21 protein-coding genes are annotated in these 26,270 nt (G+C 69.6%); 11 read left to right on the top strand and 10 right to left on the bottom strand.

Annotated features, from left to right (window positions below; genetic code table 11):
• Positions 1 to 72: 72 nt before the first annotated feature.
• Complete coding sequence (locus tag RS84_RS06095) at positions 73 to 1,479, bottom strand: PLP-dependent aminotransferase family protein (RefSeq protein WP_045256864.1); 1,407 nt, start codon at positions 1,477 to 1,479, stop codon at positions 73 to 75.
• Here RS84_RS06095 and RS84_RS06090 point away from each other — a divergent pair.
• The 9 genes from RS84_RS06090 to RS84_RS06050 all read left to right on the top strand — a co-directional run bounded on the left by RS84_RS06090 (position 1,478) and on the right by RS84_RS06050 (position 11,674).
• Positions 1,478 to 2,434 (top strand): DMT family transporter, encoded by a 957-nt coding sequence (locus RS84_RS06090; RefSeq protein ID WP_045256863.1) that lies wholly within the window; start codon positions 1,478 to 1,480, stop codon positions 2,432 to 2,434. The genes RS84_RS06095 and RS84_RS06090 overlap by 2 nt on opposite strands.
• Complete coding sequence (locus RS84_RS06085) at positions 2,434 to 3,033, top strand: FMN-binding negative transcriptional regulator (protein WP_045256862.1); 600 nt, start codon at positions 2,434 to 2,436, stop codon at positions 3,031 to 3,033. Before RS84_RS06090 ends, RS84_RS06085 begins: the two co-directional genes overlap by 1 nt.
• Before the next feature lie 24 nt (positions 3,034 to 3,057).
• Positions 3,058 to 3,654, top strand: a complete 597-nt coding sequence (locus tag RS84_RS06080; protein WP_045256861.1) for a GNAT family N-acetyltransferase — start codon at positions 3,058 to 3,060, stop codon at positions 3,652 to 3,654.
• A 171-nt stretch (positions 3,655 to 3,825) separates the two neighbouring features.
• Positions 3,826 to 3,915, top strand: a complete 90-nt coding sequence (locus tag RS84_RS06075; RefSeq protein ID WP_045256860.1) for a potassium-transporting ATPase subunit F — start codon at positions 3,826 to 3,828, stop codon at positions 3,913 to 3,915.
• Positions 3,915 to 5,594 (top strand): potassium-transporting ATPase subunit KdpA, encoded by a 1,680-nt coding sequence (gene kdpA / locus RS84_RS06070; RefSeq protein ID WP_045256859.1) that lies wholly within the window; start codon positions 3,915 to 3,917, stop codon positions 5,592 to 5,594. The genes RS84_RS06075 and kdpA overlap by 1 nt, the downstream gene beginning before the upstream one ends.
• A gap of 1 nt (position 5,595) precedes the next feature.
• Positions 5,596 to 7,791 (top strand): potassium-transporting ATPase subunit KdpB, encoded by a 2,196-nt coding sequence (gene kdpB, locus RS84_RS06065; protein ID WP_045256858.1) that lies wholly within the window; start codon positions 5,596 to 5,598, stop codon positions 7,789 to 7,791.
• 48 nt (positions 7,792 to 7,839) lie between these two features.
• Complete coding sequence (gene kdpC / locus RS84_RS06060; RefSeq protein WP_045256857.1) at positions 7,840 to 8,439, top strand: potassium-transporting ATPase subunit KdpC; 600 nt, start codon at positions 7,840 to 7,842, stop codon at positions 8,437 to 8,439.
• Positions 8,436 to 11,006 (top strand): ATP-binding protein, encoded by a 2,571-nt coding sequence (locus RS84_RS06055; protein ID WP_235281400.1) that lies wholly within the window; start codon positions 8,436 to 8,438, stop codon positions 11,004 to 11,006. Before kdpC ends, RS84_RS06055 begins: the two co-directional genes overlap by 4 nt.
• Entirely contained in the window at positions 11,003 to 11,674 is a 672-nt protein-coding gene (locus RS84_RS06050; protein WP_045256856.1) for a response regulator, read from the top strand. The genes RS84_RS06055 and RS84_RS06050 overlap by 4 nt, the downstream gene beginning before the upstream one ends.
• A 117-nt stretch (positions 11,675 to 11,791) precedes the next feature.
• Here RS84_RS06050 and RS84_RS06045 read toward each other — a convergent pair whose 3' ends face one another.
• A complete protein-coding gene (locus tag RS84_RS06045) occupies positions 11,792 to 12,352 on the bottom strand; it encodes a TetR/AcrR family transcriptional regulator (RefSeq protein WP_045256855.1) in 561 nt (186 codons plus the stop codon).
• A 96-nt stretch (positions 12,353 to 12,448) separates the two neighbouring features.
• On the opposite strand from RS84_RS06045, the gene RS84_RS06040 reads away from it, so the two are divergent.
• Positions 12,449 to 13,291, top strand: coding sequence for an alpha/beta fold hydrolase (locus tag RS84_RS06040; protein WP_045256854.1), 843 nt, complete (start codon positions 12,449 to 12,451; stop codon positions 13,289 to 13,291).
• Between the two features lie 108 nt (positions 13,292 to 13,399).
• On the opposite strand, the gene RS84_RS06035 is transcribed toward RS84_RS06040, so the two are convergent.
• The 5 genes from RS84_RS06035 to RS84_RS06015 form a co-directional block, all read right to left on the bottom strand.
• Positions 13,400 to 15,844: a glycosyl hydrolase 53 family protein gene (locus tag RS84_RS06035; protein ID WP_052676240.1), complete on the bottom strand. Its 2,445-nt coding sequence runs from the start codon at positions 15,842 to 15,844 to the stop codon at positions 13,400 to 13,402.
• A 61-nt stretch (positions 15,845 to 15,905) separates the two neighbouring features.
• A complete protein-coding gene (locus RS84_RS06030; protein ID WP_045256853.1) occupies positions 15,906 to 16,811 on the bottom strand; it encodes a sugar ABC transporter permease in 906 nt (301 codons plus the stop codon).
• On the bottom strand, positions 16,811 to 18,412 hold the full coding sequence (locus RS84_RS06025) for an ABC transporter permease subunit (RefSeq protein WP_045256852.1): 1,602 nt from the start codon (positions 18,410 to 18,412) through the stop codon (positions 16,811 to 16,813). The genes RS84_RS06030 and RS84_RS06025 overlap by 1 nt, the downstream gene beginning before the upstream one ends.
• Positions 18,413 to 18,760: 348 nt before the next feature.
• Positions 18,761 to 19,987, bottom strand: coding sequence for a maltose ABC transporter substrate-binding protein (locus RS84_RS06020; RefSeq protein ID WP_045256851.1), 1,227 nt, complete (start codon positions 19,985 to 19,987; stop codon positions 18,761 to 18,763).
• 77 nt (positions 19,988 to 20,064) lie between these two features.
• Positions 20,065 to 22,068 carry a beta-galactosidase gene (locus RS84_RS06015; protein WP_045256850.1) on the bottom strand — a complete coding sequence of 668 codons (2,004 nt, stop codon included), beginning with the start codon at positions 22,066 to 22,068 and terminating at the stop codon, positions 20,065 to 20,067.
• A 198-nt stretch (positions 22,069 to 22,266) separates the two neighbouring features.
• On the opposite strand from RS84_RS06015, the gene RS84_RS06010 reads away from it, so the two are divergent.
• Positions 22,267 to 23,274 (top strand): LacI family DNA-binding transcriptional regulator, encoded by a 1,008-nt coding sequence (locus RS84_RS06010; protein ID WP_045256849.1) that lies wholly within the window; start codon positions 22,267 to 22,269, stop codon positions 23,272 to 23,274.
• A gap of 202 nt (positions 23,275 to 23,476) precedes the next feature.
• On the opposite strand, the gene RS84_RS06005 is transcribed toward RS84_RS06010, so the two are convergent.
• Genes RS84_RS06005 through RS84_RS05995 form a run of 3 tightly spaced genes read right to left on the bottom strand, consistent with a single transcriptional unit; the run spans position 23,477 to position 26,269 of the window.
• Positions 23,477 to 24,424 carry a siderophore-interacting protein gene (locus RS84_RS06005; protein ID WP_045256848.1) on the bottom strand — a complete coding sequence of 316 codons (948 nt, stop codon included), beginning with the start codon at positions 24,422 to 24,424 and terminating at the stop codon, positions 23,477 to 23,479.
• On the bottom strand, positions 24,414 to 25,214 hold the full coding sequence (locus RS84_RS06000) for an ABC transporter ATP-binding protein (RefSeq protein ID WP_045256847.1): 801 nt from the start codon (positions 25,212 to 25,214) through the stop codon (positions 24,414 to 24,416). Before RS84_RS06000 ends, RS84_RS06005 begins: the two co-directional genes overlap by 11 nt.
• Positions 25,211 to 26,269, bottom strand: coding sequence for a FecCD family ABC transporter permease (locus RS84_RS05995; RefSeq protein WP_045256846.1), 1,059 nt, complete (start codon positions 26,267 to 26,269; stop codon positions 25,211 to 25,213). The genes RS84_RS06000 and RS84_RS05995 overlap by 4 nt, the downstream gene beginning before the upstream one ends.
• Position 26,270: the final 1 nt, after the last annotated feature.

The raw sequence follows: 26,270 nt of genomic DNA, 5'->3' as shown, positions 1-26,270 counted from the left end.
CGACGCTCCCGTATGAGTTTCGGTCGCCAAAACGCCGATTCCGCGACAGAAATTCATACCGGAGCACAGACATCAGCCGCCTTCCAGGACCTCGCCCAGGATGCCGGCGGCCTCAGCGAACCGCGTCGGGTCCGCGCTCGCGTAGTTGAGTCGCACATAGGGCCCTGAGGGCTCCGCCGGGAACCACTCCCGCCCCGGGGCGATGATCAGCCCCCTCAGCTCGCACTCGCGCACGACGGCGGCGACCTCTGCCGCCTCGGGCAGCCGCACCCAGAGGTTCAGCCCGCCGACCGGCATCGTCTCCAGCGCGGTCGTCGGCGCATCTGCACTCAGGCACGAGATCATGAGGTCGCGCCGAGACCTGAGCTGCTCGCGGAAGCCCCGCAGGTGCGTGCGCCAGCCGGGCTGGGTGACCACATCGAGCGCCGCCGCCTGCAGCAGGCCGCTCACGTACATCGACTCCGCCGCGCGATCGGCGAGGATGCGCTCGCGCGCCGGCCCCCTGGCGATCACCGCCGCCACCCGCAGTGCGGGCGACACGCTCTTGGTGAGGGAGCGCAGATACACCACGTGCCCGTCGTCATCGAGCGCCGCGATCGGCCGCGGCTCGGCGTCGATGGCCAGATCGTGCGCCCAGTCGTCCTCGATGAGGAAGGCGCCGTGGCGTCGCACGATGTCGAGCACGACGCGAGACGTCTCGGCCTGCCACTGCGCCCCCGTCGGGTTGGCGAACGTGGGCTGCGCGTAGAAAGCCCTGGCCCCGGTCTGCGCGAACGCTCTCTCCACGTCATCCGGGTCGGGCCCCTGCGGCCCGGACGGGATCGGCACCAGGACGACTCCTGCCTGCTCGGCCGCGAGCATCGCGCCCCAGTACGTGGGCGACTCGATGAGCAGCGGCCGGCCGTGTCCGACGACGGCGCGGAAGATCGAGCTCAGCCCGCTCTGGCTTCCCGAGATGATCAGCGCATCCCTCGCGGTGGCGGGCGCCACCCCCGCGGGTGCGGACGCCGCGAGCTCGGCGGCGAACCACGCCTGCAGATCCGGCATCCCTGTGGCAGGAGTCCTGGTCAGCGCGGCCGCCGTGCGCGACGCCCGCGCGAGCGCCTGGCGCACCAGCCGTTCGGGGAGCAGCTCGACGGCCGGGTATCCGGAGTGCAGTCCGATCGCGTCCGGCGCCACGGTGCGCTGGGTCGAGGACAGAGCCGAGGTGCGGTTCGGCGGGGCACCGAGCGCCGAGGTCTGCCATCCGAAGTCGACGGGCCCCGCTGTGCGCACGGCGCGGACGAACGTCCCGACTCCCGGTCGCGACTCGACGAGGCCCAGCCGCGCAAGGTGGCTCATCGCCTTCTGCACGGTCACAGGGCTCGCCCCGTACTCGGCGGTCAGCACCCGGTTCGAGGGCACCCTCGCGCCGGGAGGAGCGGATGCGATCCACCGGCGCAGTCCTGCCACGATTCGCTCGGTGCTATCCTGACTCATGAAACTACACAGTAGCGTTATCCCCCAGCGAGGGGCAGTGCTATCTGCGCACGCCGGCCTCTGGTGGGGCCTTCTCGGCGTGATCGCCTTCTCTTTCACGCTTCCTTTCACGAGGGTCGCGGTCGGCGGTCTGTCACCGCTGTTCATCGGCGCCGGGCGTGCCGTCATCGCCGCGATCCTCGCCGCCATCGCCCTCGCCGTCACGCGTCAGCGTCCGCCGACCCGCGCGCAGTGGATGCGCCTCGCGGTCGTCGCGGGGGGAGTCGTCGCGGGCTTTCCGCTGCTGACCTCCTTCGCCATGACCACGGCGCCGGCGAGCCATGGCGCCGTGGTGGTCGGCGTGCTCCCCGCGGCCACCGCCGCGATGGTGGTGCTGCGAACCCGGGAGCGCCCGGCAGCATCGTTCTGGGTGTTCGCGGTGCTCGGCGCGGTCGCGGCGATCGTGTTCGCCGCACTGCAGAGCGGAGGACTCGGCGATCTGCACTGGTCGGACCTGATGCTCTTCGCCGCCGTGCTCGCAGCGGCGATCGGGTACGCGGAAGGCGGGCTTCTCGCGCGTGAGCTCGGATCGTGGCAGACCGTGTCATGGGCCCTCGTGCTGTCGTCGCCCCTCGTGGCCGCGCTGACCGCGTTCGCGGCGGTCGACCGGCCGCCCTCGGCGACGACCGCGCAATGGCTCGCCTTCGCCTATCTCGCCGCCGTGAGCATGTTCCTCGGCTTCTTCGCGTGGTACCGCGGGCTCGCCCTCGGGCCGATGGCCCAGGTCAGCCAGGTGCAGCTCGCGCAGCCGGTGCTGAGCATCCTGTGGGCGGCCCTCCTCCTGCACGAGCCGATCGGCTGGCTGACCGCGCTGGGCGGACTCGCCGTCATCGCCTGCGCCGCCCTCGCGGTCCGCACCCGTCTGAACGCCACCTCCCTCCGCCCGACCGCCACCTTCCCCTCCGAGGAGCACTGATGCGCCACACGCCCCGCTACCTGATGACCGATGTCGACGAGGTCAAGCGCCTGATCCGGCACAACCCGTGGGCGACGTTCGTGTCCCCCGCGAGCACCGGTCTCGTCGCCTCGCACTACCCGGCGCTGCTCGAGGAGGGTGAGGAGGGCATCGTCATCGCGAGCCATTTCGGCAGACCTGACGAGCAGCTGCATGAGCTCGGCGCGCACGAGATCCTCGTGATCATCCAGGGTCCCCACGACTACGTCTCCCCCTCGCTGTACGAGCCCGGCGATCTCGTGCCGACCTGGAACCACCTCACCGCCCATCTCTACGGCATCCCCGAGGTCCTCGGCGAGGAGGAGAACTACGCCATGCTCTCCCGCCTGACCGACCATTTCGAGGCGCACCGCCCGGAGGGGCGCAGCCTCTCCGAGGATGAAGCAGGCACCCGGCGGGCGGCGAAGGGCACCGTCGGCCTGCGAATGCGCGTCACGCGGTTCGACGCCAGGGCCAAGCTCAGCCAGAACAAATCGCCGGAGGTGCGTGAGACCATCGCACGGCGCTTCGACGAGACCAACGCCCTGCTTGCCGAGGAGATGCGCCGTCTGGGCGGGTGAGCCGCGCCCGCCTAGGCTGGCTCCATGAGCGCCACAGGGGAACCCGCCGTCTGGCCGGTGCGCACTGCGCGGCTGGAGGTCCGCCAGGGCGCCGAAGCGGACCTCGAGACGATCTGGCAGTGGCGCCGCCTTCCCGAGGTGAGCACCTGGCTCAGCAGCGCGCCGAGCACGTTCGAGGAGCTCCGTGAGAGGTACGCCGATCCCGAGCGTCTCGCCACGACCCTGATCATCGAGCTGCCGCCCGAACGGCCAGGCGAGCCGGCCAGGCCGATCGGCGACATCATGCTGAAGCGCGAAGACGCCTGGGCGCAGGCGGAGATCGCCGACGCCGCACGCGGCGTCGAGGCCGAGCTCGGCTGGACGCTGGATCCCGCGTACGCGGGGCGCGGCTATGCCACAGAGGCGGTGCGCGCGGTGATCGACGTCTGTTTCGGAACGCTGGGCCTTCGTCGCGTGCACGCCGGATGCTTCGCCGACAACGAGCCGTCCTGGCGGCTGATGGAGCGGCTCGGCATGCGTCGCGAGGAGTTCAGCCGCAAGACCGCCCTGCATCGCTCGGGCGAGTGGCTCGACGGCATGAACTACGGCATCCTCGCCGAGGAATGGCCGCCGGCCTCCTGAGCGTGAGCATCTCGCATGGGTCGTCCCCGGCGCCGTAGGGGAACCGTGAGGATCACGGTCGGACCGTGATCGCCGGAGTTTGATCGACTCCGTGCTCGACATCATCTACATCGCGCTGACTCTCGCGCTCTTCGCCCTGGTCTCCCTCGTGGCGAAGGGGGTGGAGCGGCTTTGATCGTCTTCGAGATCGCCGCCACGGCTCTCGCCGTCGCTGCCGTCGTCTACCTCGTGGTCGCCCTCGTCGCCCCGGAGAAGTTCTGATGGGCGCCGAGATCTGGTTCGGAGTCCTGCAGGCGGTCGCAGTGATCGTCGTGCTGGTGCTCGTGTACCGCCCGTTGGGCGACTACATGGCGCACGTGTTCAGCGCCCCGAAGGACCTGCGCTTGGAGCGCGGCCTCTACCGCATCATCGGAGTCGATCCCGCCTCGGAGCAGACCTGGCGCGCCTATGCGCGCAGCATCCTCGCGTTCTCGGTGGTCGGCCTGCTGCTCGTCTACGGCCTGCAACGACTGCAGGCGTTCCTGCCGGAGTCGCTCGGCCTGCCGGCGGTACCCGAGGGCCTGGCCTTCAACACCGCCGCATCGTTCGTGGCGAACACGAACTGGCAGTCGTACTCGCCCGAGCAGACCCTGGGCTACACCGTGCAGCTCGCCGGCCTGACCGTGCAGAACTTCGTCTCCGCCGCCGTCGGTCTCGCCGTGGCCGTTGCGCTCGTCCGCGGCTTCGCCCGCCGCGGCTCGACGACGCTCGGCAACTTCTGGGTCGACCTGACCCGCGGGCTCGGCCGCATCCTGCTGCCGATCGCCCTGCTCAGCGCGATCGCACTGATCGCCGGCGGCGTGATCCAGAACTTCGCCGGATTCACCGATGTCACCACCGTCGCGGGCGGAACCCAGGCGATCCCCGGTGGCCCCGTCGCCTCGCAGGAGGCGATCAAGCTTCTCGGCACGAACGGCGGCGGCTTCTTCAACGCGAACTCGGCGCACCCGTTCGAGAATCCGACGGGCTGGACGAGTCTGCTCGAGATCCTGCTCATCCTCGCGATCCCCTTCTCGCTGCCGCGCACCTTCGGACGACTGATCGGCGACGACCGTCAGGGTTACGCGATCGCCGCGGTCATGGGCACGATCTTCCTCGTCTCGCTCTTCGCACTCTCGGCGCTCGAGCTGGCGGGGCAGGGCACAGCGCCGCAGCTCGCCGGCGGCGCCATGGAGGGCAAAGAGCAGCGGTTCGGAATCCTCGGATCCACTCTCTTCGGCACCGCATCGACCCTGACCTCGACAGGTGCCGTCAACTCGATGCACGACTCGTACACCGCGCTCGGCGGCATGATGCCGATGCTCAATATGATGCTCGGCGAGGTCGCGCCGGGCGGCGTCGGGTCGGGGCTGTACGGAATGCTCGTGCTCGCGATCATCGCCGTGTTCGTCGGCGGGCTGCTCGTCGGACGCACCCCTGAGTACCTCGGCAAGCGCATAGGCCCGCGCGAGATCAAGCTCGCCAGCCTCTACATCCTGGTCACCCCGACCCTGGTGCTCGCCGGCACCGCGCTGAGCTTCGCGATCCCGGGCATCCGCACGGACGTCGAGTCGACCAGCATCCTGAACCCCGGGGTGCACGGCATGAGCGAGGTGCTGTACGCGTTCACGTCAGCCTCGAACAACAACGGTTCGGCGTTCGCGGGTCTCACCGCGAACACCCCGTGGTTCAACACGGCGCTCGGAATCGCGATGCTGCTGGGGCGATTCCTGCCGATCGTGCTGGTGCTGGCCCTGGCCGGCTCGCTCGCCGCTCAGCAGCACGTGCCGGAGACCTCAGGCACCCTGCCCACCCACCGACCGCAGTTCGTCGGCCTGCTCATCGCGGTGACGGTCGTCGTCACAGCGCTCACCTACTTCCCGGTGCTCACGCTGGGCCCGCTCGCAGAAGGACTCGTCTGACATGACCCGTGACACCCGACCCGCCGCCCGGTTGCTGAGCGAGGAGCGCAGCGACGAGGCGAAGAACACCACACCCTCAGAACACGCGGATGCCACGGCATCCGCTCCCGCCCCGAAGCCGCGGTCGTTCGGCTGGGGCCAGCTCGTCGAGGCGCTGCCCGGGGCCCTGCGCAAGCTGAACCCCGCGTCGCTCGCACGCAACCCGGTGATGCTGCTGGTCTGGGCCGGAGCCGCGTTCACGACCGTGCTCGCGATCGCCGAGCCGTTCCTGGGCGGACCCACTCCCTCGGGCGGCACGGCGGTGCCCCCGATCTTCACGTGGGGCATCGCGATCTGGCTGTGGTTCACAGTGCTGTTCGCGAACGTCGCCGAATCGGTCGCCGAGGGGCGCGGCAAGGCCCAGGCGGCCAGCCTGCGCAAGACCCGCACGAGCACCATGGCCCGTCGTGTCGCGCACTACGACCAGACGACGGATGCCGCCGCCGAACGCGCCGAGATCGTGGAGGTGTCGTCGGCCGAGCTGCAGCGCGACGACCTCGTGATCGTCACGGCCGGGGAGCTGATCCCCGGCGACGGCGACATCGTGGCCGGCATCGCGACCGTCGACGAGTCGGCGATCACGGGAGAGAGCGCCCCGGTCATCCGCGAGTCGGGCGGAGACCGCAGCGCGGTCACCGGCGGCACCCGCGTGCTGTCCGACCGGATCGTCGTGCGCATCACCTCGAAGCCGGGCGAGACGTTCGTCGATCGCATGATCGCGCTCGTCGAGGGTGCCAGCCGTCAGCGCACCCCGAACGAGATCGCGCTGAACATCCTGCTCGCGAGCCTGTCGATCGTGTTCGTCGTGGTCGTGCTGGCACTCAACCCGATCGCCTCGTATGCGGCGTCGCCCGTCAGCATCCCGGTGCTGATCGCCCTGCTCGTCTGCCTCATCCCGACCACGATCGGCGCCCTGCTCTCGGCGATCGGCATCGCCGGCATGGACCGTCTCGTGCAGCGCAACGTGCTGGCGATGTCGGGGCGAGCGGTCGAGGCCGCCGGCGATGTCACCACCCTGCTGCTCGACAAGACCGGAACCATCACCTACGGCAACCGCCGTGCGCACGAGGTGCTGCCCCTTCCTGGCGTCGACGCCGATGAGCTGCTGCGCATCGCCGCGCTGTCCTCGCTCGCCGACCCCACGCCAGAGGGCGCATCGATCGTCGAACTGGCGACCGCCGGCGGTATCCGCGTCGCCGAGCCGGCGGATGCGGTCGTGGTGCCTTTCACGGCGCAGACCCGCATGTCGGGACTCGACCTCGCCGACGGCACGCAGATCCGCAAGGGCGCAGGCTCGGCGGTGAGCGCGTGGCTCGAACTCGGGGCCGCGGATCCCGAGCTGAGCAGTCGCGCCGACGGAGTGGCCCAGAGCGGCGGCACCCCGCTCGTCGTCGCCGTGAAGGCCCCCTCGGGAGCCGGACGCATCCTCGGCGTCGTCCACCTCAAGGACATCGTCAAGGACGGCCTGCGCGATCGCTTCGACGAGCTGCGCAGCATGGGCATCCGCACCGTGATGATCACGGGCGACAACCCGCTCACGGCCGCGGCGATCGCGAAGGAGGCCGGCGTCGACGACTTCCTCGCCGAGGCGACCCCCGAGGACAAGCTCGAGCTCATCCGCAAGGAGCAGGAGGGCGGCCGCCTGGTCGCGATGACCGGAGACGGGACGAACGACGCACCTGCGCTCGCCCAGGCCGACGTCGGCGTCGCGATGAACACGGGCACCTCGGCTGCGAAGGAGGCCGGCAACATGGTCGACCTCGACTCCGACCCCACCAAGCTCATCGACATCGTGCGCATCGGCAAGCAGCTGCTCATCACCCGCGGTGCGCTCACCACGTTCTCGCTCGCGAACGACATCGCGAAGTACTTCGCGATCATCCCGGCGATGTTCATGGGAGTGTTCCCCGGGCTCGCCGCACTCAACGTGATGCAGCTGCACTCCCCCGCGTCCGCCGTCACCAGTGCGATCGTGTTCAACGCGATCGTGATCGTGTTCCTCATCCCGCTCGCGCTGCGCGGCGTGAAGTACCGGCCGGCGAGCGCCTCGCAGATCCTGCAGCGCAACCTGCTGATCTACGGCCTGGGCGGCGTGATCGCGCCGTTCGTCGGCATCAAGCTCATCGACCTCGTCGTGAGCCTCATCCCCGGCTTCTGACGCCTCGCCCGACTCGCTCTCACGATCAACGACCACGGAAAGGTCCTCATGTCCACCCGCACCACTCTTCGGACGACCGGCGTCGCGGTCCGCGCGATGCTCGTCCTCACGCTTCTGCTCGGCGTCGGCTACACGCTGCTCGTCACCGGCATCGGCCAGGTTCTGCTCCCCTGGCAGACGAACGGCTCGATGCTCGCGGGGGAGCGGGGCAGCACCCTGATCGGGCAGTCGTTCACGGATGCCGAGGGCGACGCTCTGCCGCAGTACTTCCAGTCCCGCCCCTCGGCGGCCGGTGACGGCTACGACGGGGCGAGTTCCGGGGGCAGCAACCTCGGCCCGGAGAACCCCGACCTCGTCGCGGTGATCGAGGAGCGCAGGGCGGCCGTCGCCGAGCGCGAGGGGGTCGACCCGTCGCAGGTCCCAGCCGACGCCGTGACGGCGTCCGCCTCCGGCCTCGACCCCCACATCAGCGTCGCGTACGCGCTGCTGCAGGTGCCTCGCGTCGCGGAAGCCCGCGGCCTGCCGGAGCAGGACGTGCGCGATCTCGTGGAGTCTAGGATTCAAGGGCGGGATCTGGGATTCCTCGGCGAAGAACGCATCAATGCCGCCGAGCTCAACCTCGCACTCGACGACCGGGAGGGCCGATGACCCCAGAGCTGATGGGCTCAGAGCGATCCCTTCGACAGGCTCAGGGAACCCGGCGCGGACGGCTGCGCGTTCTGCTCGGCGCGGCACCCGGCGTGGGCAAGACCTTCGAGATGCTGTCCGAAGGGCGCCGTCTCCTGCAGGAGGGGCGGGACGTCGTCGTGGCCGTGGTCGAGACCCATGGGCGGGCGGCGACCCTGGCCCAGACGATCGGCATCCCCGAGGTCCCTCGGCGGACGGCGATGCACCGGGGCGTCGCGCTCACCGAGCTCGATGTCGACGCGGTGCTGGAGCGGGCACCGGAGATCGCTCTCGTCGACGAGCTCGCTCACACGAACGTCCCCGGATCCGCTCACGCGAAGCGCTGGCAGGACGTGGATGCGCTGCTCGACGCCGGCATCGACGTCATCACGACCGTGAACGTGCAGCACATCGAGTCGCTGAACGCGGTCGTCGAGAAGATCACGGGCGTCGCCCAGCAGGAGACGCTGCCGGATGCCGTGGTGCGAGGCGCCGACGAGATCGAGGTCGTCGATCTCGCGCCGCAGTCGCTGCGCGACCGGCTCGCCGCAGGTCTCGTGTACCCGGCTGAGCGCATCGATGCGGCACTGTCGAACTACTTCCGCCTCGGCAATCTCACCGCGCTGCGCGAGCTCGCGTTGCTGTGGCTCGCCGACGAGGTCGACAGCGCCCTGCGCACGTACCGCGCCGAGCAGGGCATCGAAGGCACCTGGCAGGCGCGGGAGAGGGTCGTCGTCGCACTGACCGGCGGACCCGAGGGTGAGACCCTGCTGCGCCGCGGCGCGCGGATCGCCGCACGCTCGGCCGGCGGCGAGCTGCTCGCCGTGCACGTCAGCGCCCAGGACGGACTGCGGGACGAGACTCCTGGTGCGCTCTCGGCTCAGCGCTCGCTCGTCGAATCGCTCGGCGGCAGCTTCCACCAGATCATCGGCGACGACATCCCCACCACCCTCGTCGAGTTCGCGCAAGGGGCCGACGCGACTCAGCTCGTGATCGGCGTGAGCAGACGCAGCCGGATCGCCGCCGCCCTCACCGGCCCCGGCATCGGCTCAGAGATCATCCGCCGCTCCGGCGACATCGACGTGCACATCGTCACGCACGCGGCGGCCGGCGGACGTGTGGTCCTGCCTCGCCTCAAAGGCGGCGCGCTCGGCTGGCGCCGGGAGATCCTCGGCTTCGCCACCGCGCTCGTGTTCGGCCCCATCCTGTCGTGGGTCATGTTCACCTTCCGAAGCCCCGAGTCGATCACGGCGGAGGTGCTGGCGTACCAGCTGCTCGTGGTGGTGGTCTCGCTCGTCGGCGGACTGCGACCGGCGGTGTTCGCGGCCGTGCTGTCCGGCATCACTCTCGATTTCCTGTTCGTGGCTCCGCTGTTCACGATCACGATCGCGCATCCGCTGCATGTGCTCGCACTCGCCCTGTACGTCGTGATCGCGATCCTCGTCAGCCTCATCGTGGACCAGGCGGCCCGTCGCGCCCGCACAGCACAGCGTGCCGCGGCGGAGGCGGAGCTGCTCGCGGCCGTCGCCGGCAACGTGCTGAGAGGCGATAACGCCGTGCTCGCGCTGGTCAGCCGAACCCGCGAGGCGTTCGGACTCAGCGGCGTGCGCCTGCTGTCACCGGAGGGCGAGGTGCTCGCGACCGACGGCGAGCCTGTGGCCGATGGCCGCGCCGTGACCGTACCGGTCGGAACCTCGATCACGGGCGCTCCTCGCGCCCAGCTCGAACTCAACGGCGACCCCCTCGACGGACCGGAGCGCCGGCTGCTCGACGCGATCATCGCCCAGCTCGCCGCCGCCATGGAGCACACCGATCTGCGAGCCACCGCCCTCGAAGCCGAGGCACTCGCCGAGACCGATCAGGTGCGCAGCGCTCTGCTGTCGGCAGTGAGCCATGACCTCCGCCGTCCACTGGCCTCCGCCGTCGCCGCGATCGGCGGGTTGCGCGGTGCGCACCAGCTGTCGGAGTCGGATCGCGAGGAGCTTCTCGCGACCGCCGACGAGAGCCTGGCCACCCTCTCCGCCCTCGTGACCGACCTGCTCGATGTCAGCCGGGTCCAGGCCGGTGTTCTCGCCGTCTCCCCGACCAGGATGGACGCCGCCGGAACGATCCTCGCGGCGGTCGACGAGCTCGGGCTCGGCCCCGACGATGTCGAGTTCGCGCTCGATCCCGCGCTCCCCGCGGTGCTGGCCGATCCTGTGCTGCTCCAGCGGGTGATCGTGAACGTTCTGGCCAATGCCCACCGCCACGCGCCTGCCGGGTCGCACGTGATCATCTCGACCAGCGCCCTGGGCGACCGCGCGGAGATCAGGATCATCGATCGCGGAGAAGGCGTGCCGCTCGAACGGCGGGACGAGATGTTCCAGCCGTTCCAGCGGTACGGGGACACCGACAACACGACAGGTCTCGGCCTGGGGCTCGCCCTGTCACGCGGGTTCACCGTGGGCATGGGCGGTAGCCTGACACCCGAGGACACCCCGGGTGGCGGCCTCACGATGGTCATCTCCCTGCCCCTCGCCACAGAGTCCCCCGAGCCGGAGGCGGAATGAAGCTCCTGATCGCCGACGACGATCCGCAGATGGTGCGCGCCCTGCGAATCACGCTCTCGGCGCACGGCTATGACGTCGTCGTCGCCTCCGACGGGGCTGCCGCGATCGCGGCAGCGGCGCAGACGCACCCAGACCTCATCATGCTGGATCTGGGGATGCCGCGGCTCGACGGCATCGAGGTGATCCAGGCGCTGCGGGGCTGGACGAACGTCCCGATCATCGTCGTGTCGGGGCGCACCGGCTCGGCGGACAAGGTCGAGGCGCTCGACGCAGGCGCCGACGATTTCGTCACCAAGCCGTTCCAGGTCGACGAGCTCCTCGCGCGGCTGCGGGCGCTCTCCCGCCGCTCGGCTCCTGCCGGCGGCGAGTCGACCGTAGGCTTCGGCGATGTGATCGTGGACCTCGCGACCAAGACGGTGACCCGTGCCGGCGCCCGCGTGCACCTCACCCCGACGGAGTGGCGGATGCTCGAGCACCTGTCCCGGCATCCGGGCGCGCTGGTCACCCGGCAGGACCTGCTGAAGGAGATCTGGGGCAGCGAGCAGGTGTCCGACTCCGGCTATCTGCGCCTGTACATGTCGCAGCTGCGCAAGAAGCTCGAGCAGTCGCCGAGCGAGCCCGCGCACCTGCTCACCGAGTCGGGGATGGGTTACCGGCTCGTGCTCTGAGCCGTTCACCGTTCACAACTCCTCAAAGAACGATCGTTCCAGGGCCGTTTGAGGCGGAATCCGCCTCAAACGGCCCGAGTTTTGAGGAGTTGTGAACGCGAGCGGACGCCGAACCCGCTACCCCATGGCCGCGTCGATGAGCACCTCGGCGGCGCCGCGCGCCTGCACCGCCACCTGCGGGTCGGCGGAGATCGCCGCGGTGCTCTGCGCACCCTCGGCGAGGATCGACAGCTGTGCGGCGAGGGATGCCGGTGCCCCGGACTCGGTGACCAGCCCCGACATGTACTTCTGAAACGACGACTTGTGCTCGCGGACGATCGCGGCGACCTCCGGGTTCGTGCCGCCGAGCTCGCCGAAGGCGTTGATGAAGGCGCAGCCGCGGAAGCCGTCTGTGCAGAACCAGTCCTCCAGGTAGCCGTACACCGCGAGGAGCCGGTCGCGGGGGTCGGCCCCCGCCTCGGCCACCGCCGTGGTCAGCCCGGATTCCCACTCCCCGTGCTTGCGCTCGAGGACCGCTGCGACGATGTCGGTCTTCGCGGGGAACTCGGCATACAGCCGGCGCAGCGACACGCCGGCCGCCGCTCGCAGCTCGTCCATGCCGACCGCCGCGTATCCCTTGCGGTAGTAGAGCTCTTCAGCCGCCGCAAGGATCCGTTCACGAACTGTTTCCTCCGCCATGTCTCCAGTGTACTTGACATGAGAACGATCGTTCTCTAGATTGAATTCATCACCACCGAGAACGATCGTTCTCACCGGATCGAAAGGACCACGACCATGGGCTACATCACCGTCGGAAACGAGAACAGCACCTCCATCGAGCTGTACTACGAGGACCAGGGCGCCGGCCAGCCGGTCGTGCTGATCCACGGTTACCCGCTCAACGGTCACAGCTGGGAGCGTCAGACCCGCGAGCTGCTCGCGCAGGGCTACCGCGTCATCACGTATGACCGTCGCGGATTCGGCCAGTCCTCGAAGGTCGGCACCGGCTACGACTACGACACCTTCGCCGCCGACCTCAACACGGTGCTCGAGACGCTCGACCTGCGCGACGTCGTACTCGTCGGGTTCTCGATGGGCACCGGAGAGCTCGCCCGCTACGTGGCCCGCTATGGACACGAGCGCGTCGCCAAGCTCGCCTTCCTCGCCTCGCTCGAGCCGTTCCTCGTGCAGCGCGACGACAACCCCGAGGGCGTGCCGCAGGAGGTCTTCGACGGCATCGAGGCAGCCGCGAAGGGCGACCGCTACTCCTGGTTCACCGCGTTCTACAACGACTTCTACAACCTCGACGAGAACCTCGGCTCGCGCATCAGCCAGCAGGTCGTCGACGCCAACTGGAACCTCTCCGTCACCAGCGCTCCGGTCGCGGCGTACGCCGTGGTCCCCGCCTGGATCGAGGACTTCCGCGGCGACGTCGAGGCGGTCCGCGCGGCCGGCAAGCCGACCCTGATCCTGCACGGCACGAAGGACAACATCCTGCCGATCGACGCGACGGCACGCCGCTTCCACCAGGCCGTGCCCGAGGCCGAGTACGTCGAGGTCGAGGGCGCTCCGCACGGCCTGCTCTGGACCCACGCCGATGAGGTCAACGCCGCTCTGAAGGGCTTCCTCTCCAAGTGACGGCGACGCGCGGCATCCCCCTCCCGAACTCTCGCGAGGGGGATGCCGCGCTTCTGCGTGTCCGGGGAACTCTGCCGTTGCATGTGGGTCGCTGACCAGCGGATGCCGTCAGTGCACGGTCTTCACCTTCACCGTCAGCGGCTTCACGGCGGTGACGCCCTGCGAGTTCACCAGCTCACCGGTGTAGACATAGCGCCCGCCGGGGCGGCCGGTGACGGCGAACTGCGCCGACTGCGCCGCGGTTCCGCCGTAGGTCAGCGGCACCGTCGCGATGAGCACGCCGTTCTCGAACAGGCGCAGCCGGGTGGCGTTCTCTCCGTGCCGCAGGTTCATCGTGATGACGTAGTCGCCGTCGCGCGTGCCGCCGCGCTGCGAGAGCATCGCCCGGCCAGGTGCCGCGGTCGCGTCATCGAGCGGCACCAGAGCGTCGAGCGCGGCGTTCAGCGACCGCAAGGCCCCGTCGACCGCGTCGGCATCCGGGCTCGCCGCGCCGAGCACGATGTCCGCGCGTTCGATCGCCGGGGAGAGGCCGACCGTCGAGCTCTCGACGTACTGCGACGCGTCGATCCCGGCGGCCGCATCGCGCCGCGCGCGGAGCTCCATGGTGTCGGCGCCGGGCTCCGGCATCCGCACCAGTTCGAGGTCGTCGAGCGTTCCCCAGGCGCCGGCCGGCAGGCTGCCCGTCACGCGTACGGTCGCGACGCCGTCGGCGCCGACCTGCACGGCGCCGGTGGTCGGAGTCGACCAGATGCGCCACCCGTCGAGAGCGAAGGCGACAGGATCGGATGCCGACGCGGGCGTCGACAGCGCGAGGTCGACGCGCCCGCTCGCGCCCTCGCCGTCGCCCTGCAGGGCGGCGCGTGCCACGTAAGCCCCCTCCGGCAGACCGCTCACCGTCTGCGACAGCTCGAAGGAGTAGTCGGATGCCGCGTAGAAGTGCGCCGAGTTCACGCCGCCGTGCGGGTCGTCCCAGGCGCGCAGGGTCAGCGCCGCGCCCGTCTTCATCCACATGCTCGTGTCGGCGCCTTCGAAGCCGGGGTTGTGCAGGAAGTTGCGCGGCGAGACGGTCACAGCGGCGGATGCGGTCAGCCCGGCGCTCGTGACACCTGTGACCGTGTACGACCCGGTGCCCTCGATGTACTGCGCGGCCTCCGACCAGGTCACCTGCTGCTGTTCGCTCGTGCCGTCGGTGTAGGTCACCGTGACCTCGTCGGGCAAGGTCACGGCGTCGCCGTCGGTGAACTGCAGCACGGCGGTCTGCACGGCCTCGACCTCGCGCGGGGCGATCGCCCCGGTGCGCACGTAGCGGAAGATGTTCAGCGCGTCGGACGCGGTGCCGTCGAAGGCGAACAGCGCCTGGTTGTCCCACGCCGATCCGCCGAACCACTGCCCGGCGTCGTCGGGCTCGTACTCCCCCGCGAAGCTCGACGCCCAGCCCGAGCCGTCGCGCTCCCACAGCATCTTGTTCTGCTCGAGCTGCGACGGGGGTCCGACCGGCAGCCACGCGGGCTCCCAGTAGAAGACGCCGATCCCGGCATCTCCCACATCGGCGACGGCCTGCACGACGTCGCGCACCGCGCTCGCCTGCCCCTGCACGCTGACCGGGTACTGCGTCGCTTCGCTCGGCAGGTCGATCACGTTGCCGTGACCGTCGCCGTCTTCGAGCGTGTACGCCCATGAGGTCTCGGCGACCATGACCTTCTTGCCGTAGGTGTCGGCGATCTGAGCGAGCACGCTCGTGAGGTTGGCCGTGGTGCCGTGCCAGAACGGGTAGTACGACGAGGCGAACACGTCGTAGTCGACACCCCGGCTGGCCAGCTGAGCAGCGACATTCGCGTAGAAGCCGGCCCGCTCGGGGTTCGTGAAGTGCAGGGCGACCAGCGTGCCCGGTGACTCGGCGCGCACGGCGGCGGAACCGGCCGAGAACACCTTCGCCATGTCGTCCCAGCCGGTCACCCCGGCGACCCCGTTGCTGGTCTCGTTGCCGATCTGCACCATCTTCAGCTCGACACCGGCCGCGACGAGCCGGCGCACGGCGTCGCGCGTGAACTCGCTCACCTTCGTCGCGGTCTCGTCGGCGGTCAGCCCCGCCCAGGCCTTGGGTGCCTGCTGCTTCGCCGGGTCGGCCCAGAAGTCGGAGTACTGGAAGTCGATGAGCACGCCGAGTCCGGCATCCGTCGCCCTCTTCGCGATCTCGATCGCACGGTCGACGTCCACATCGCCGCCGCCGTAGCCGTTGCCTGCCGCGTCGAACGGGTCGTTCCAGACCCGCACCCGCACGTCGGTCACCCCGGACTCGGCGAGGATCGCGAACAGGTCGCCTGGCGTGCCGTCGGCGTGCCGGAACACGACGCCGGATGCTTCGAGCGACAGCACGGACGAGACGTCGACACCGCCGATGAAGTCGTCGGGCAGATTCTCGACACGGGGCACGGTGATCGTGGCCGGGACGGGGTCGGAGGGCGCGGCGAGAGCGGATGCCGGAGCGGCGCCGATCAGGGTGAGGGCTGCGGCGAGAGCGGCAGCGAGGAGGGGACGTGTGCGACGGTGCATGACGGCCTTTCGAGTTGCGGTCGGGCCCTTCGACAGGCTCAGGGACCCAGAGGTTGCAGGCTCAGCCCTTGACGGAGCCCTGGGTGAGCCCGCCGACGATGTACTTCTGCAGCGAGAAGAACAGCGCCAGCACGGGGACTGCGGCGACCACGACTCCGGCAGCGAACAGCCCCCAGCGCGAGGTCAGCTGGTTCGACACCCACTGGTACATCCCGACCGCGAGTGTCCAGTTGTCCTCGCTGGTGAGGATGATCTTCGACAGGATGAAGTCGCCGAACGCGGCGAGGAACGCGAGCAGCGCGACGACCGCGAGGATGGGCACGACGAGCGGCATGATGAGCCGCCAGAAGATCTGCGCGTGGGTCGCGCCGTCGATCTTGGCCGACTCGTCGATCTCGACAGGGATCGTGTTGAAGAAGCCGTACATGAGGAAGGTGTTCGCACCGAGCGCACCGCCCAGGTAGACGCAGATCAGCGCGATCTTCGAGTTGATGCCGAGCACTGGCACGACCTCGCCGATCGTCTGCAGCATGAGGAAGATCGCGATGAAGGCGAGCGCCTGCGGGAACATCTGCAGCACGAGCAGCGTCGTCAGGCTCGCCCGCCGCCCCGTGAAGCGGAAGCGCGAGAACGCGTACGCGCCGCAGGCGCCCATGAGCACCGAGCCGATCGCGGTGATGCCGCCGATCAGGAGCGTGTTGCCGAACCACACCCAGTAGCGCGATTCGCCGAGGGCGATGTAGTTCGCCGGGTCCACCGCGCCGAACAGGGTGTTCGACGCCGCGAGGCTGCCGTTCGGGTTCAGCGACGCCGACAGCACGTACACGAGCGGGAAGGCCGCGAAGAGCAGCACGCCGACCGCCAAGACGTACTTCCACCCGACGTCCGCCCACCAGCGACGGCGACGTGCGCCTGCGCGGGATCGGTCGGATTCGGATGCCGTCACGACTGCTCTGGTCTCACTCATCACTGGTACTCCTCGAGCTTGCGGGTCTGTCGGAAGCTCAGCGCTGAGATGACCCCGACGACGATGAAGGCGATGATCGACAGTGCGCTGGCGAGGCCGTAGTCGGCCGCGCCTCCGGAGACACCGGACACGTCGTAGATGGCCGACACGAGGATGTCGGTCGACCCCAGCGCATAAGGGGCGCCCTGGATCGCGGGTCCGCCGTTGTTGAAGGTGTAGATCACGGTGAAGTTGTTGAACGCCACGGCGAACGACGAGATCAGCAGGGGCGCGGTCGACACCAGCAGCAGCGGCAGCGAGATCGAGCGGAAGCGCTGCCACTTGTTCGCGCCGTCGATCTCGGCGGCCTCGAGCGTCTCCCCCGGAAGGGACTGCAGCGCCCCTGTGCACACGAGGAACCAGTACGGATAGCTCAGCCACACGTTCACGAGGATCACTGCGGCCCTGGTGAGCCACGGGTCGCCGAGCCAGTTCACGTGCGCGCCGAAGAAGAGCAGGTCGTTGATCACCCCGAACTCGGCGTTGAACATGCCGCGGAACAGCAGCGCGGCCATGAACGCCGGGAAGGCGTAGGGCAGGATGAACAGCGCTCGGAGGATGCGGCGGCCCTTGACCCGGGGATCGTTGTACACGATGGCGAGGCCGAGTCCCGCCGCGAAGCTCAGGACGACCGAGAGAATCGCGAACGCGAAGGTCCACGCCGTGACGCTCAGCAGGGTGCCGGCGAGAGAGGAGTCGGTGAACAGCTTCAGGAAGTTCGCGAAGCCGACGTTCACCGCCCATCCGGTGGGCAGCGCCGTGCCGTCCTCGGCGACGAATGCACCCAGGTCGGTGGCGGTGTACACCGTGCCGGTCTGCGTGTCGGTGATGGTCTGCGCGGCGGCATCCCACACCAGGGTCGGCTCGTACACCGCCCCCGTTGAGCCCTCCCTGGTGCGGATCGAGCCGTCGTTCGGGTCGTCCGAGACCGGCACGCGCAGCTGCTTGATCTGCTCGCCGAGCGTCGCATCGGTGAGCACGGTCGCACGCGGCACGACGGTCCACCCCGGCACCTCGGTCGGCGCCCCGCTGGATCCGATCTCGGCGTCGGGTGCGGGAGCCAGAGGCTGCGTCGCGGAGCCGACCTGCACGTCGCCGTCGTCGTCGACGATCGCGAAGCCCAGCTCGTCGCCGCGCTCCACCACCGCCAGCGGGTAGTCGGGCGAGTCGTCGATGCGCCGCTCGCCCTGGATCAGCGCGGCTTCCACCGCCTGCTCCTGCGTGCCGACGTGCCCCGTGCCGTAGTTCGTGAATGCGATGTAGGCGGTGTACCCGAAGATGAACACCTGGAACACGAGCAGGAAGATCAGCCCGGGCATCAGGTACTTCAGCGGCAGCGCCCTGCGGGTGAAGTACACCCAGTCGGCGATGACGACGAGCAGCACCACGACGCCGAGTACGACCCACGACTGGGCGCTCCACGCCGAGATCACGGTCATCAGGCCGAAGGCGTTCACGAGCGCCACCAGGGCGAGCTTGATGAGGAATCCCCAGCCGAGCCCGCGGATGCCGCGGGCGTGGGACTCGCGGACCGGCTTCACCGGTGGTGCTGTCGTCGACATGTCAGTCCTGTCTGTTCCGGTCGTTGGACGAGCGGCGGTCGTTGAGCCCCGGTCCTTGAGCCCCCGGTCCTTGAGCCCCCGGTCGTTGAGCCCCGGTCCTTGAGCCCCCGGTCATCGAGCGAGGAGCGGAGCGACGAGACGAAACGCGTGTCTCCTGCATCGAGTTCGGTCACGACGTTTCGTCTCGCTCCGCTCGCTCAACGACCGAGGTGGGGGCGTCCGCCGCTCAACGACCGAGGTGGGGGCGTCCGCTCGCTCAACGACCGAGGTGGGGGCGTCCGCCGCTCAACGACCGGGGTGGGGGCGTCCCTCGCCTCAACGGCCGAGGCGGGGAGCTCGCCGAGTCGGTCAGCCCTTGAGGGTCTTCTCGAGGTCGGCCACCATCGTGTTCCACGTCGACACGGGGTCGGCGCCGTTGATGATCTGAGCCTGAGCGGCGTTCCACAGGTCCCAGACCGAGCCCATCTCGGGGATCGAGGGCATCGGCACGCCGTTCTTGGCCGACGCGACGAAGCCTGCGGTGATCGGGTCGGAGGAGACCTCTTCAGCGAGCGAGGTCCAGGCGGGGATGCGCGGGTCGGCCTCGTAGAGCGCGCGCTGCGCGTCTTCCGTGCCGAGGTAGTTCGTCAGGAACTCCTGTGCGAGCAGCGCGTTCTTGCTCTTGCTCGACAGGTAGAAGCCCTGCACGCCCACGAACGGAGCCGCGGGCTGACCGCCGGCCGAGGGGATCGGGTTCACGGCCACGTTCACGCCGTCGAACGCGCTGATCGCCCACGGTCCCTGGATCGTGTACGGAGCCTTGCCGGAGGCGAACAGCTCGTTGTTGATGTCGTAGTCGACGGTCGTGGAGATGTAGCCGGTGCCGTTCTTGCCGTTGGCGCCGAGCCACTGGGCGAACGCCTCGCCGTTCGCGCCGCCCATGCCGACCTCGGTCGTGTACGACCCCGTGTCGTCCTGCACGAACACCGGGGCGCCGAACGAGGTCTGAAGGCCGTACATCGTGTAGCCGTCGCCGGTCTCGCCGCCCGTGTTGATCACGAACGGGCGCTCGGTGCCCGCGGCCAGGCCCTTGGCGATCATGTCGTCCCAGGTCGCGGGGGCCTCGGCGCCGACCAGATCGACGTTCTGCACGAGGGCGATGGTCTCGAGCGAGTACGGCAGCGCGTAGAGCTGGCCGTCGTAGGTCATGGCGTCGAGAGCCACCTGCTCGAACTCGCTCGCCTTGTCGCCGAGGTCGATCGTGTCGACGACACCGGCGGCCACGAGCGCACCGAGCCAGTCGTGCGCGCCGACCGTGATGTCCGGGCCCTCGCCGGTCGGAACCTGGGCGATGAAGTCGTTGCGGAGGTCTTCGAAGTTCTTCTGCACGAGGGTGACCTTCGCGCCGGTCTCGTCTTCGAAGGCCTTCGCGGCTTCCGTGATCGCGGCTTCTCGTTCCGCGTCGGTCCAGATGACGAGCTCGGCACCGCCGCCGGCCTCGTCGGACTTGTCGTTCTCGGCAGTGCCGGCCGAGCAGCCCGACAGGACGATGGCTGCCGTCAGCGCGAGTGCGCCGACTCCGATGTGCTTGCGCATGCGTTTCCCTTTTCTGTGTGGTGGTGTTTCGCCCGCCTGGTCGCACGGAGCGCACGACGAGACGTGGGTGGTGGTGGTCAGTCGGTGGAGCGGATGACGGCGACGCCCCCGGCCGCGATCGTGAAGGTTCCGCCGGCCTCTGCCCCGGAGAGCAGATCGGTGCCGACGGCGGGGATCTCGGCGGCGTCCGCCGTGTGGTTGACAGCGATGCGGTAGACCGCGTCGTCGCCGCCGCGGCGGGTGACGATCTCGACCCCCGCGGGGAGGGCGGATGCGGTCAGGCCCGCGTCGGCGTACACCTCACGGAAGAGCGCCTTCATGCCGGCGGCGTCCAGTCGCGTGCCGACGTACCAGCCGGCGCCCGAGCCGTGACGATGACGTGTGATGGCGGGTTCGCCCTCCCCCGGGCCCCCGCCGAAGTTCGCGATGACCTCTGCGCCCGAGAGCGCGATGTCCTCCTGCCAGACGTCGCCCACCACGGCATCCTCGCCGTCCCAGTCGAGGCGGTGGCTCTCGCCCTCGCGCAGCGGCAGGAACTCCTCGACCGTGAGGCCGAGCGCATCGCGCAGCGGCGCCACGAAGCCGCCGGCGTGCACCGCGTCGTTCTCGTCGACGATGGCCGAGAAGAACGACACGAGCAGCGTGCCGCCGTTCTCGACGTACGCGGTGAGGTTCGCGGCATCCGCCTGGCTGAGCAGGTACTGCGCGGGGGCGACGACGAGCTTGTACTTCGACAGGTCATGGCCGGGCAGCGCGAAGTCGCACGTGATGCCGTCGCGCCAGAGCTGCTCGTAGAAGCGGCGGATCTGCGCGGCGTGCGACACGTCCTCCGACGGGCGCCACTCGAGATCCTGGGCCCAGAACGACTCGAAGTCCCAGAGCACGGCGACCTCGGCCTCGACCGTCGAGCCCTGCACCTCGGCGAGGTTCGCCAGGTCGGCGCCGAGCTCGGTGACCTCGCGGAACACCCGGGATTCGCGTCCCGCGTGCGGCAGCATCGCGGAGTGGAACTTCTCGGCACCGGAGCGGCCGGCCCGCCACTGGAAGAACAGGATGCCGTCGGCGCCGCGGCCCAGATGCGTGAGCGAGTTGCGCTTCATCTCGCCGCGGCGCTTGGCGATGTTGCGCGGCTGCCAGTTCACGGCCGAGGTCGAATGCTCCATGAGGATCCACGGCTTGCCCCCGCCGACCGAGCGGCTGAGGTCGGCCGCGATCGCAAGACCGATGTGCGCGTCTTCGTCGGCCGCCCACAGGTAGTGGTCGTCCGAGACGACATCGACCTCGCGACCCCATGCCCACAGATCGCAGGTCCACGTCTGGTTCGCCATGAAGTTCGTCGTGATCGGCTTGTCGCTGTGAGCGCGGATCGCGTCGCGCTCGGCGATGAAGCACTCGCGCAGCTGGTGGTCGGTGAATCGCGCGAAATCGAGGCGCTGCGCCGGGTTCACGACGCTCGCCGAGATCGCAGGGGCGCCGATGTGCTCCCACGCGGTGTAGTGCTGCCCCCAGAACGCCGTGCCCCAGGCGGCGTTGAGCGCATCGAGGGTCGCGTACTTCTTCTGCAGCCAGCCGCGGAAGGCGGCGACGGATGCCGGGGAGTAGTCCTCGCCGACCGGGGCGCCGTACTCGTTGTGGACGTGCCAGAGGACGACGGCGGGATGCTGCGCGTAGCGCGTGGCGAGTGCATCCGCGATCCGCACGATCGCCTCGCGGTATGCGGGGGAGGAGTGCGAGACCATGCCGCGCGAGCCGAAGCCCATCACTCGGCCCTCACGGTCGATGACGCGCGACTCCGGGTGCGCGGCGAAGAACCACGCGGGCGGCGAGGCGGTGGGAGTGCCGAGGTCGACGCGGATGCCGTTCTCGTGCAGCAGGTCGAGCAGCTCGTCGAGCCATTCGAAATCGAAGACCCCTTCTGCGGTCTCGATGAGCGCCCAGGAGAAGATGCCGACGCTCACGAGATTGACTCCGGCCTCGCGCATCAGCACGACGTCTTCGCGCCAGGTCTCGCGCGACCACTGCTCGGGGTTGTAGTCGCCGCCGTAGGCGATGCCCCTGAGGTCGGGCCAGGCGTTCGTCATCTCGTCACTCCATCGGGTCGGATCGTGCGGTCCTCGCGGCATTCATGCTGGGACCGGTCTCAGGTTTAGTTCCGCTGCACCCTGGGACCGGTCTCAGTTCTACCTCATCCGCCACATCCGCCGCAATCGCCGTTACCGAACTGAGACCGGTCTCAGTTCGCGCGCGGAGAGCGGATGCTGTCGAGTAGAGTCACACCGATGACTGATGCCAGTGCGAAGCGAAAGCCGACGATCCGCCAGATCGCCGCGCTCTCCGGCGTGTCCCGCAGCACCGTGTCCCGCGTCATCAACGGGGGTCACTGGGTCTCCCCCGATGCCCGCAAAGCCGTGGAAGATGCGATCGCCGCGAGTGGGTACACCGCGAACCATCACGCACGCAGCCTCGCGACCGGCCGCGCCAACTCCCTCGCATTCCTCCTCACCGAGCCGCACCAGCTGCTGTTCGACGACCCGACCTTCGCGCTCCTGCTGCGCGGCTCCGCCGCCGCGCTCGCCCAGCGCTCGATGACCCTCGTGCTGCTCGTCGCCAGCACCCCGGCCGAGCGTCAGAGCGTCGCGCACTTCCTCGGCGCGGGGCACGTCGACGGGGTCATGCTGATCTCCTCGCACGAGTCCGAACCGCTCATGGAGCAGCTCATCGACAGCGGGATCCCCGTCGTCTGCTGCGGGATCCCGCTGGGCCACGAGAGCGAGATGTCGACCATCTCCGTCGACGAGGTGGGCTCGGCGCGCACCATGGCCGCCTACCTGCGCGACCAGGGGCACGAGCGCATCGGCATGATCGCCGGCCCCGACGACACCCCCGGCGGCCGGTTCCGCCTGGTCGGATTCCGAGAGGAGCTCGGCGACCGGTTCGACGCGTCGCTGGTCGAGACCGGCGACTACTCGTTCGAGTCCGGGCAGACGGCCATGGCCGCGCTGCTCGAGCGCGGCGTCGACGCCGTGTTCGCGGCATCCGATCGGATGGCGGCCGGCGCGATCGCCGCCGCCCGCCGGGCAGGGCTCCGGGTTCCCGAAGACGTCGCCGTGGCGGGCTTCGACGACTCAGGACTCGCGGCGACGCACGTGCCGCCGATCACGACCATGCGCCAGCCGTGGGATCAGATCAGCAGCCAGATGGTCGACGTGCTGCTCGAGCAGGTCACGGGCGCCGCCCCCCGCTCCGTGATCCTCGACACCGAACTGGTCGTCCGCGAGAGCGCGTGAGATCGGGTCAGCTCCGCTGCGGATCAACTGCTCTCCCGCCACGGATGCTCGGCTGAGTGTTGAGATGGACCCGAAGGGCAGGGCACCATCGGTCACGCTTCGGACGGAACAGCCACCCCCGCCCATCCGAAGCATGATCGGACGCCGTGGCCGGTCATGCCGCCCTGGGGCGGGGCACCTCCCCCACCCACTCGCGGCGTGCTCAGCCGCGCATCGCGACGCCGCGACGCCAGTAGCCCATGAAGGCGACCTGCGCGCGGTCGACACCGAGGTCCTTCACCAGATGCCGGCGGAGCGTGGTCACGACGCCGCTCTCGCCCGCGATCCAGAAGTACCGATCGGTCGGGGCGTCGGCGACGGTGATCTCCTCGCCGAGGCCCGAGTAGTCAGGGGTCTCCCACAGAAGCTCGTCGCCCTCGAGATCGCGCACGTCCACTTCGGCGTCGGCATCGGCGTCGCCGAGGTGGGCGAGCACCGCAGGGATCAACAGTGAGCCATGCGCCTGGCCGCCCGCGCGGGGCAGCCAGGTCACCTCGACCCCGGCGGGCGCGTCGATGGAGAGGATGTCGGACGTGGTCGGCACCTCGATGAACGCCGTGCCGCGCAGTTCGCGAGGTGCATCCTCGAGGATGCGGGCGATCGCCGGGGCCGCGGTCTCGTCGCCGGCCAGCAGCACGGATCGCGCCGCACCCGGTGCGTACTCGATACCGCTGCGGACCGCCCGTCCGCGCCGCGGCCCGACCACGAACACCTGATCGCCCACAGCCGCGGCGCTCGCCCACAGCGACGCGGGGCCGGTCAGGCCCGGCTCGAGGTGCAGCACGAAGTCGACGACGACCTCGGTCTCCTCCCCGACGACGCGGAGCTCGCGCACCGAATACGTGCGCATGGAGCCGCGCTCATCCTCGGCCACGGCGAGGTATGCGCCCCACCAGTCCTCGCTCTGCCGGTCGAGCGGCGGAAGAACTCCGGACGCGGGCGGGAACACGATCTTGATCCGCACGTCGAAGACGTCGCCGAGGTCTCCGAACTCGGCGAAGTCCTCGCCGCCGAAGGTGATGCGCACGAAGCTCGGCGAGATCCGGTCGACGCGTCGCACGTGTCCGAGCGCGAGGACGAACGGCGAGCGCGTGGCGGTGTCAGCGGACATGATGCCTCCCGATGGGGGTGACCAGCGGCTTGCCGGAGACCGGGTCGATGGTGATCTGGTTGGACAGGTCGAAGACCTCTTCGATGAGCTCGCTCGTGACGATGTCGTCCGGAGCGCCCATGGCATGGATCCTGCCGTCCTTGACCGCGACGAGCGTGTCGGCGTAGCGGATGGCGAGGTTCAGGTCGTGCAGAACCATGACGATCGTGGTGCCCCGGCGCTGATTGAGATCGGCGAGCACGTCGAGCACGTCGATCTGATGCGCGACATCGAGGAAGGTCGTCGGCTCGTCGAGCAGCAGGATGTCGGTCTCCTGCGCGAGCGCCATCGCGATCCACACGCGTTGACGCTGCCCGCCGGAGAGCTCGTCGACGCTGCGATCCGCGAGGTCGGCAGTGCCGGTGGCCTCCAGAGCCTCGACCACCGCCCTGTCGTCCTCCGCGGTCCACGACCGGAAGAGCTTCTGGTGCGGATGCCGGCCGCGCCCGACGAGGTCCGCCACGGCGATGCCCTCCGGCGCGATCGGCTGCTGCGGGAGGAGCCCCAGCGTGCGCGCGAGTTCCTTGGTGTGCACCTCGCTGATCTTCTTGCCGTCGAGCACGACCGCACCGGACTCCGGAGTGATCAGGCGCGACATGGTCTTCAGCAGCGTCGACTTCCCGCAGGCGTTCGCGCCCACGATCACCGTGATGCGTCCGGCCGGCAGCTCGAGGTCGACGTCGTCGACGATCGTCCTGCCGCCGTATCCGGCGACGAGGGACTCAGCGGCCAGCAGGTGGTGAGCGGTCATGAGGATCCTCCGCGACGGGATGTGCGAATGAGCAGATAGAGCAGATAGGGAGCGCCGAGGATGCCGGTGATGACCCCGACCGGGAACCGCGTGTCGAACGCGAACTGGCCGATGAGGTCGGCGGCGAGCACCAGGCAGGCCCCCATGAGAGCTGCGGGGATGGTCAATGACGCCCCTGGTCCGACGATGCGCGACACGATCGGCCCCGCGAGGAATGCCACGAACGCGATCGGGCCGGTCGTCGCCGTGGCGAAGCAGGTGAGGGCTACGGCGGCGAGGATCAGCACGATGCGCACGCGGTCGACGCGCACACCGAGCGAGGTCGCCGCGGCGTCGCCGAGCTCGAGCGCCTGCAGTTCTCGCGAGAGCAGAGCGAGAACCGGGAGCAGCACGACGACGGCGAGGCCGAGCGGCAGCACGCCCTCCCATCGTGAACCGTTGAGCGAGCCCGTCAGCCAGCGCATCGCCACGGGGACGTCCCAGTCGGCAGCCCGTTGGATCACGAACGAGACCACGGCATCGAGCATCGCGCCGACGCCGATCCCGATCAGGATCAGGCGACCGCCGGTGGAGCTGCCGCCGCGGGCGGCGAGGTAGATGACCGCGGCGGTGGCGACACCTGCGATGAGCGCGACGACCATTGTCGCCGTCCCGCTCCAGTGCAGCACGACGAGCGAGACGACAGCGGCGGCGCTGGCGCCCCCGCTGATCCCGATGACGTCGGGGCTTGCGAGCGGGTTTCGCAGCATGGTCTGGAACGCGGTGCCTGCCGCACCGAACGCGAGCCCGGCGAGGAGGCCCGTGAGCGCGCGGGGGATGCGCAGCGTGCCGACGGTGAACGATGCACCCGGCACTCGCTCCCCGAGGATCACGCCGATCACATCCGGCAGCGGATAGATGGTGTTGCCGAGCATGATCGCCGCGCCCACGAGCACCAGCGCAGCCGATCCCAGCAGCGCGGCGGAGACGGACCACCGCCGTGAACGGCGCGCGCGCCCCGCGCGCACCTGCTCGATGCGGGCGGACAGATTCAGATCATTCGAGACGAGAGTCATG

Origin of the sequence: Microbacterium hydrocarbonoxydans (genome assembly GCF_000956475.1) — a bacterium.
GTDB classification, from domain to species: Bacteria; Actinomycetota; Actinomycetes; order Actinomycetales; family Microbacteriaceae; genus Microbacterium; species Microbacterium hydrocarbonoxydans_A.
Note: the sequence above shows the minus strand (reverse complement) of the source record. Positions and strands in the feature narration are given on the sequence as shown.

Coding starts and splice junctions, on each gene's coding strand:
- RS84_RS06090 (WP_045256863.1), top strand. CDS start 1,478: ATGAAACTACACAGTAGCGTTATCCCCCAGCGAGGGGCAGTGCTATCT.
- RS84_RS06095 (WP_045256864.1), bottom strand. CDS start 1,479: ATGAGTCAGGATAGCACCGAGCGAATCGTGGCAGGACTGCGCCGGTGG.
- RS84_RS06085 (WP_045256862.1), top strand. CDS start 2,434: ATGCGCCACACGCCCCGCTACCTGATGACCGATGTCGACGAGGTCAAG.
- RS84_RS06080 (WP_045256861.1), top strand. CDS start 3,058: ATGAGCGCCACAGGGGAACCCGCCGTCTGGCCGGTGCGCACTGCGCGG.
- kdpA (WP_045256859.1), top strand. CDS start 3,915: ATGGGCGCCGAGATCTGGTTCGGAGTCCTGCAGGCGGTCGCAGTGATC.
- kdpB (WP_045256858.1), top strand. CDS start 5,596: ATGACCCGTGACACCCGACCCGCCGCCCGGTTGCTGAGCGAGGAGCGC.
- kdpC (WP_045256857.1), top strand. CDS start 7,840: ATGTCCACCCGCACCACTCTTCGGACGACCGGCGTCGCGGTCCGCGCG.
- RS84_RS06055 (WP_235281400.1), top strand. CDS start 8,436: ATGACCCCAGAGCTGATGGGCTCAGAGCGATCCCTTCGACAGGCTCAG.
- RS84_RS06050 (WP_045256856.1), top strand. CDS start 11,003: ATGAAGCTCCTGATCGCCGACGACGATCCGCAGATGGTGCGCGCCCTG.
- RS84_RS06045 (WP_045256855.1), bottom strand. CDS start 12,352: ATGGCGGAGGAAACAGTTCGTGAACGGATCCTTGCGGCGGCTGAAGAG.
- RS84_RS06040 (WP_045256854.1), top strand. CDS start 12,449: ATGGGCTACATCACCGTCGGAAACGAGAACAGCACCTCCATCGAGCTG.
- RS84_RS06035 (WP_052676240.1), bottom strand. CDS start 15,844: ATGCACCGTCGCACACGTCCCCTCCTCGCTGCCGCTCTCGCCGCAGCC.
- RS84_RS06030 (WP_045256853.1), bottom strand. CDS start 16,811: ATGAGTGAGACCAGAGCAGTCGTGACGGCATCCGAATCCGACCGATCC.
- RS84_RS06025 (WP_045256852.1), bottom strand. CDS start 18,412: ATGTCGACGACAGCACCACCGGTGAAGCCGGTCCGCGAGTCCCACGCC.
- RS84_RS06020 (WP_045256851.1), bottom strand. CDS start 19,987: ATGCGCAAGCACATCGGAGTCGGCGCACTCGCGCTGACGGCAGCCATC.
- RS84_RS06015 (WP_045256850.1), bottom strand. CDS start 22,068: ATGACGAACGCCTGGCCCGACCTCAGGGGCATCGCCTACGGCGGCGAC.
- RS84_RS06010 (WP_045256849.1), top strand. CDS start 22,267: ATGACTGATGCCAGTGCGAAGCGAAAGCCGACGATCCGCCAGATCGCC.
- RS84_RS06005 (WP_045256848.1), bottom strand. CDS start 24,424: ATGTCCGCTGACACCGCCACGCGCTCGCCGTTCGTCCTCGCGCTCGGA.
- RS84_RS06000 (WP_045256847.1), bottom strand. CDS start 25,214: ATGACCGCTCACCACCTGCTGGCCGCTGAGTCCCTCGTCGCCGGATAC.
- RS84_RS05995 (WP_045256846.1), bottom strand. CDS start 26,269: ATGACTCTCGTCTCGAATGATCTGAATCTGTCCGCCCGCATCGAGCAG.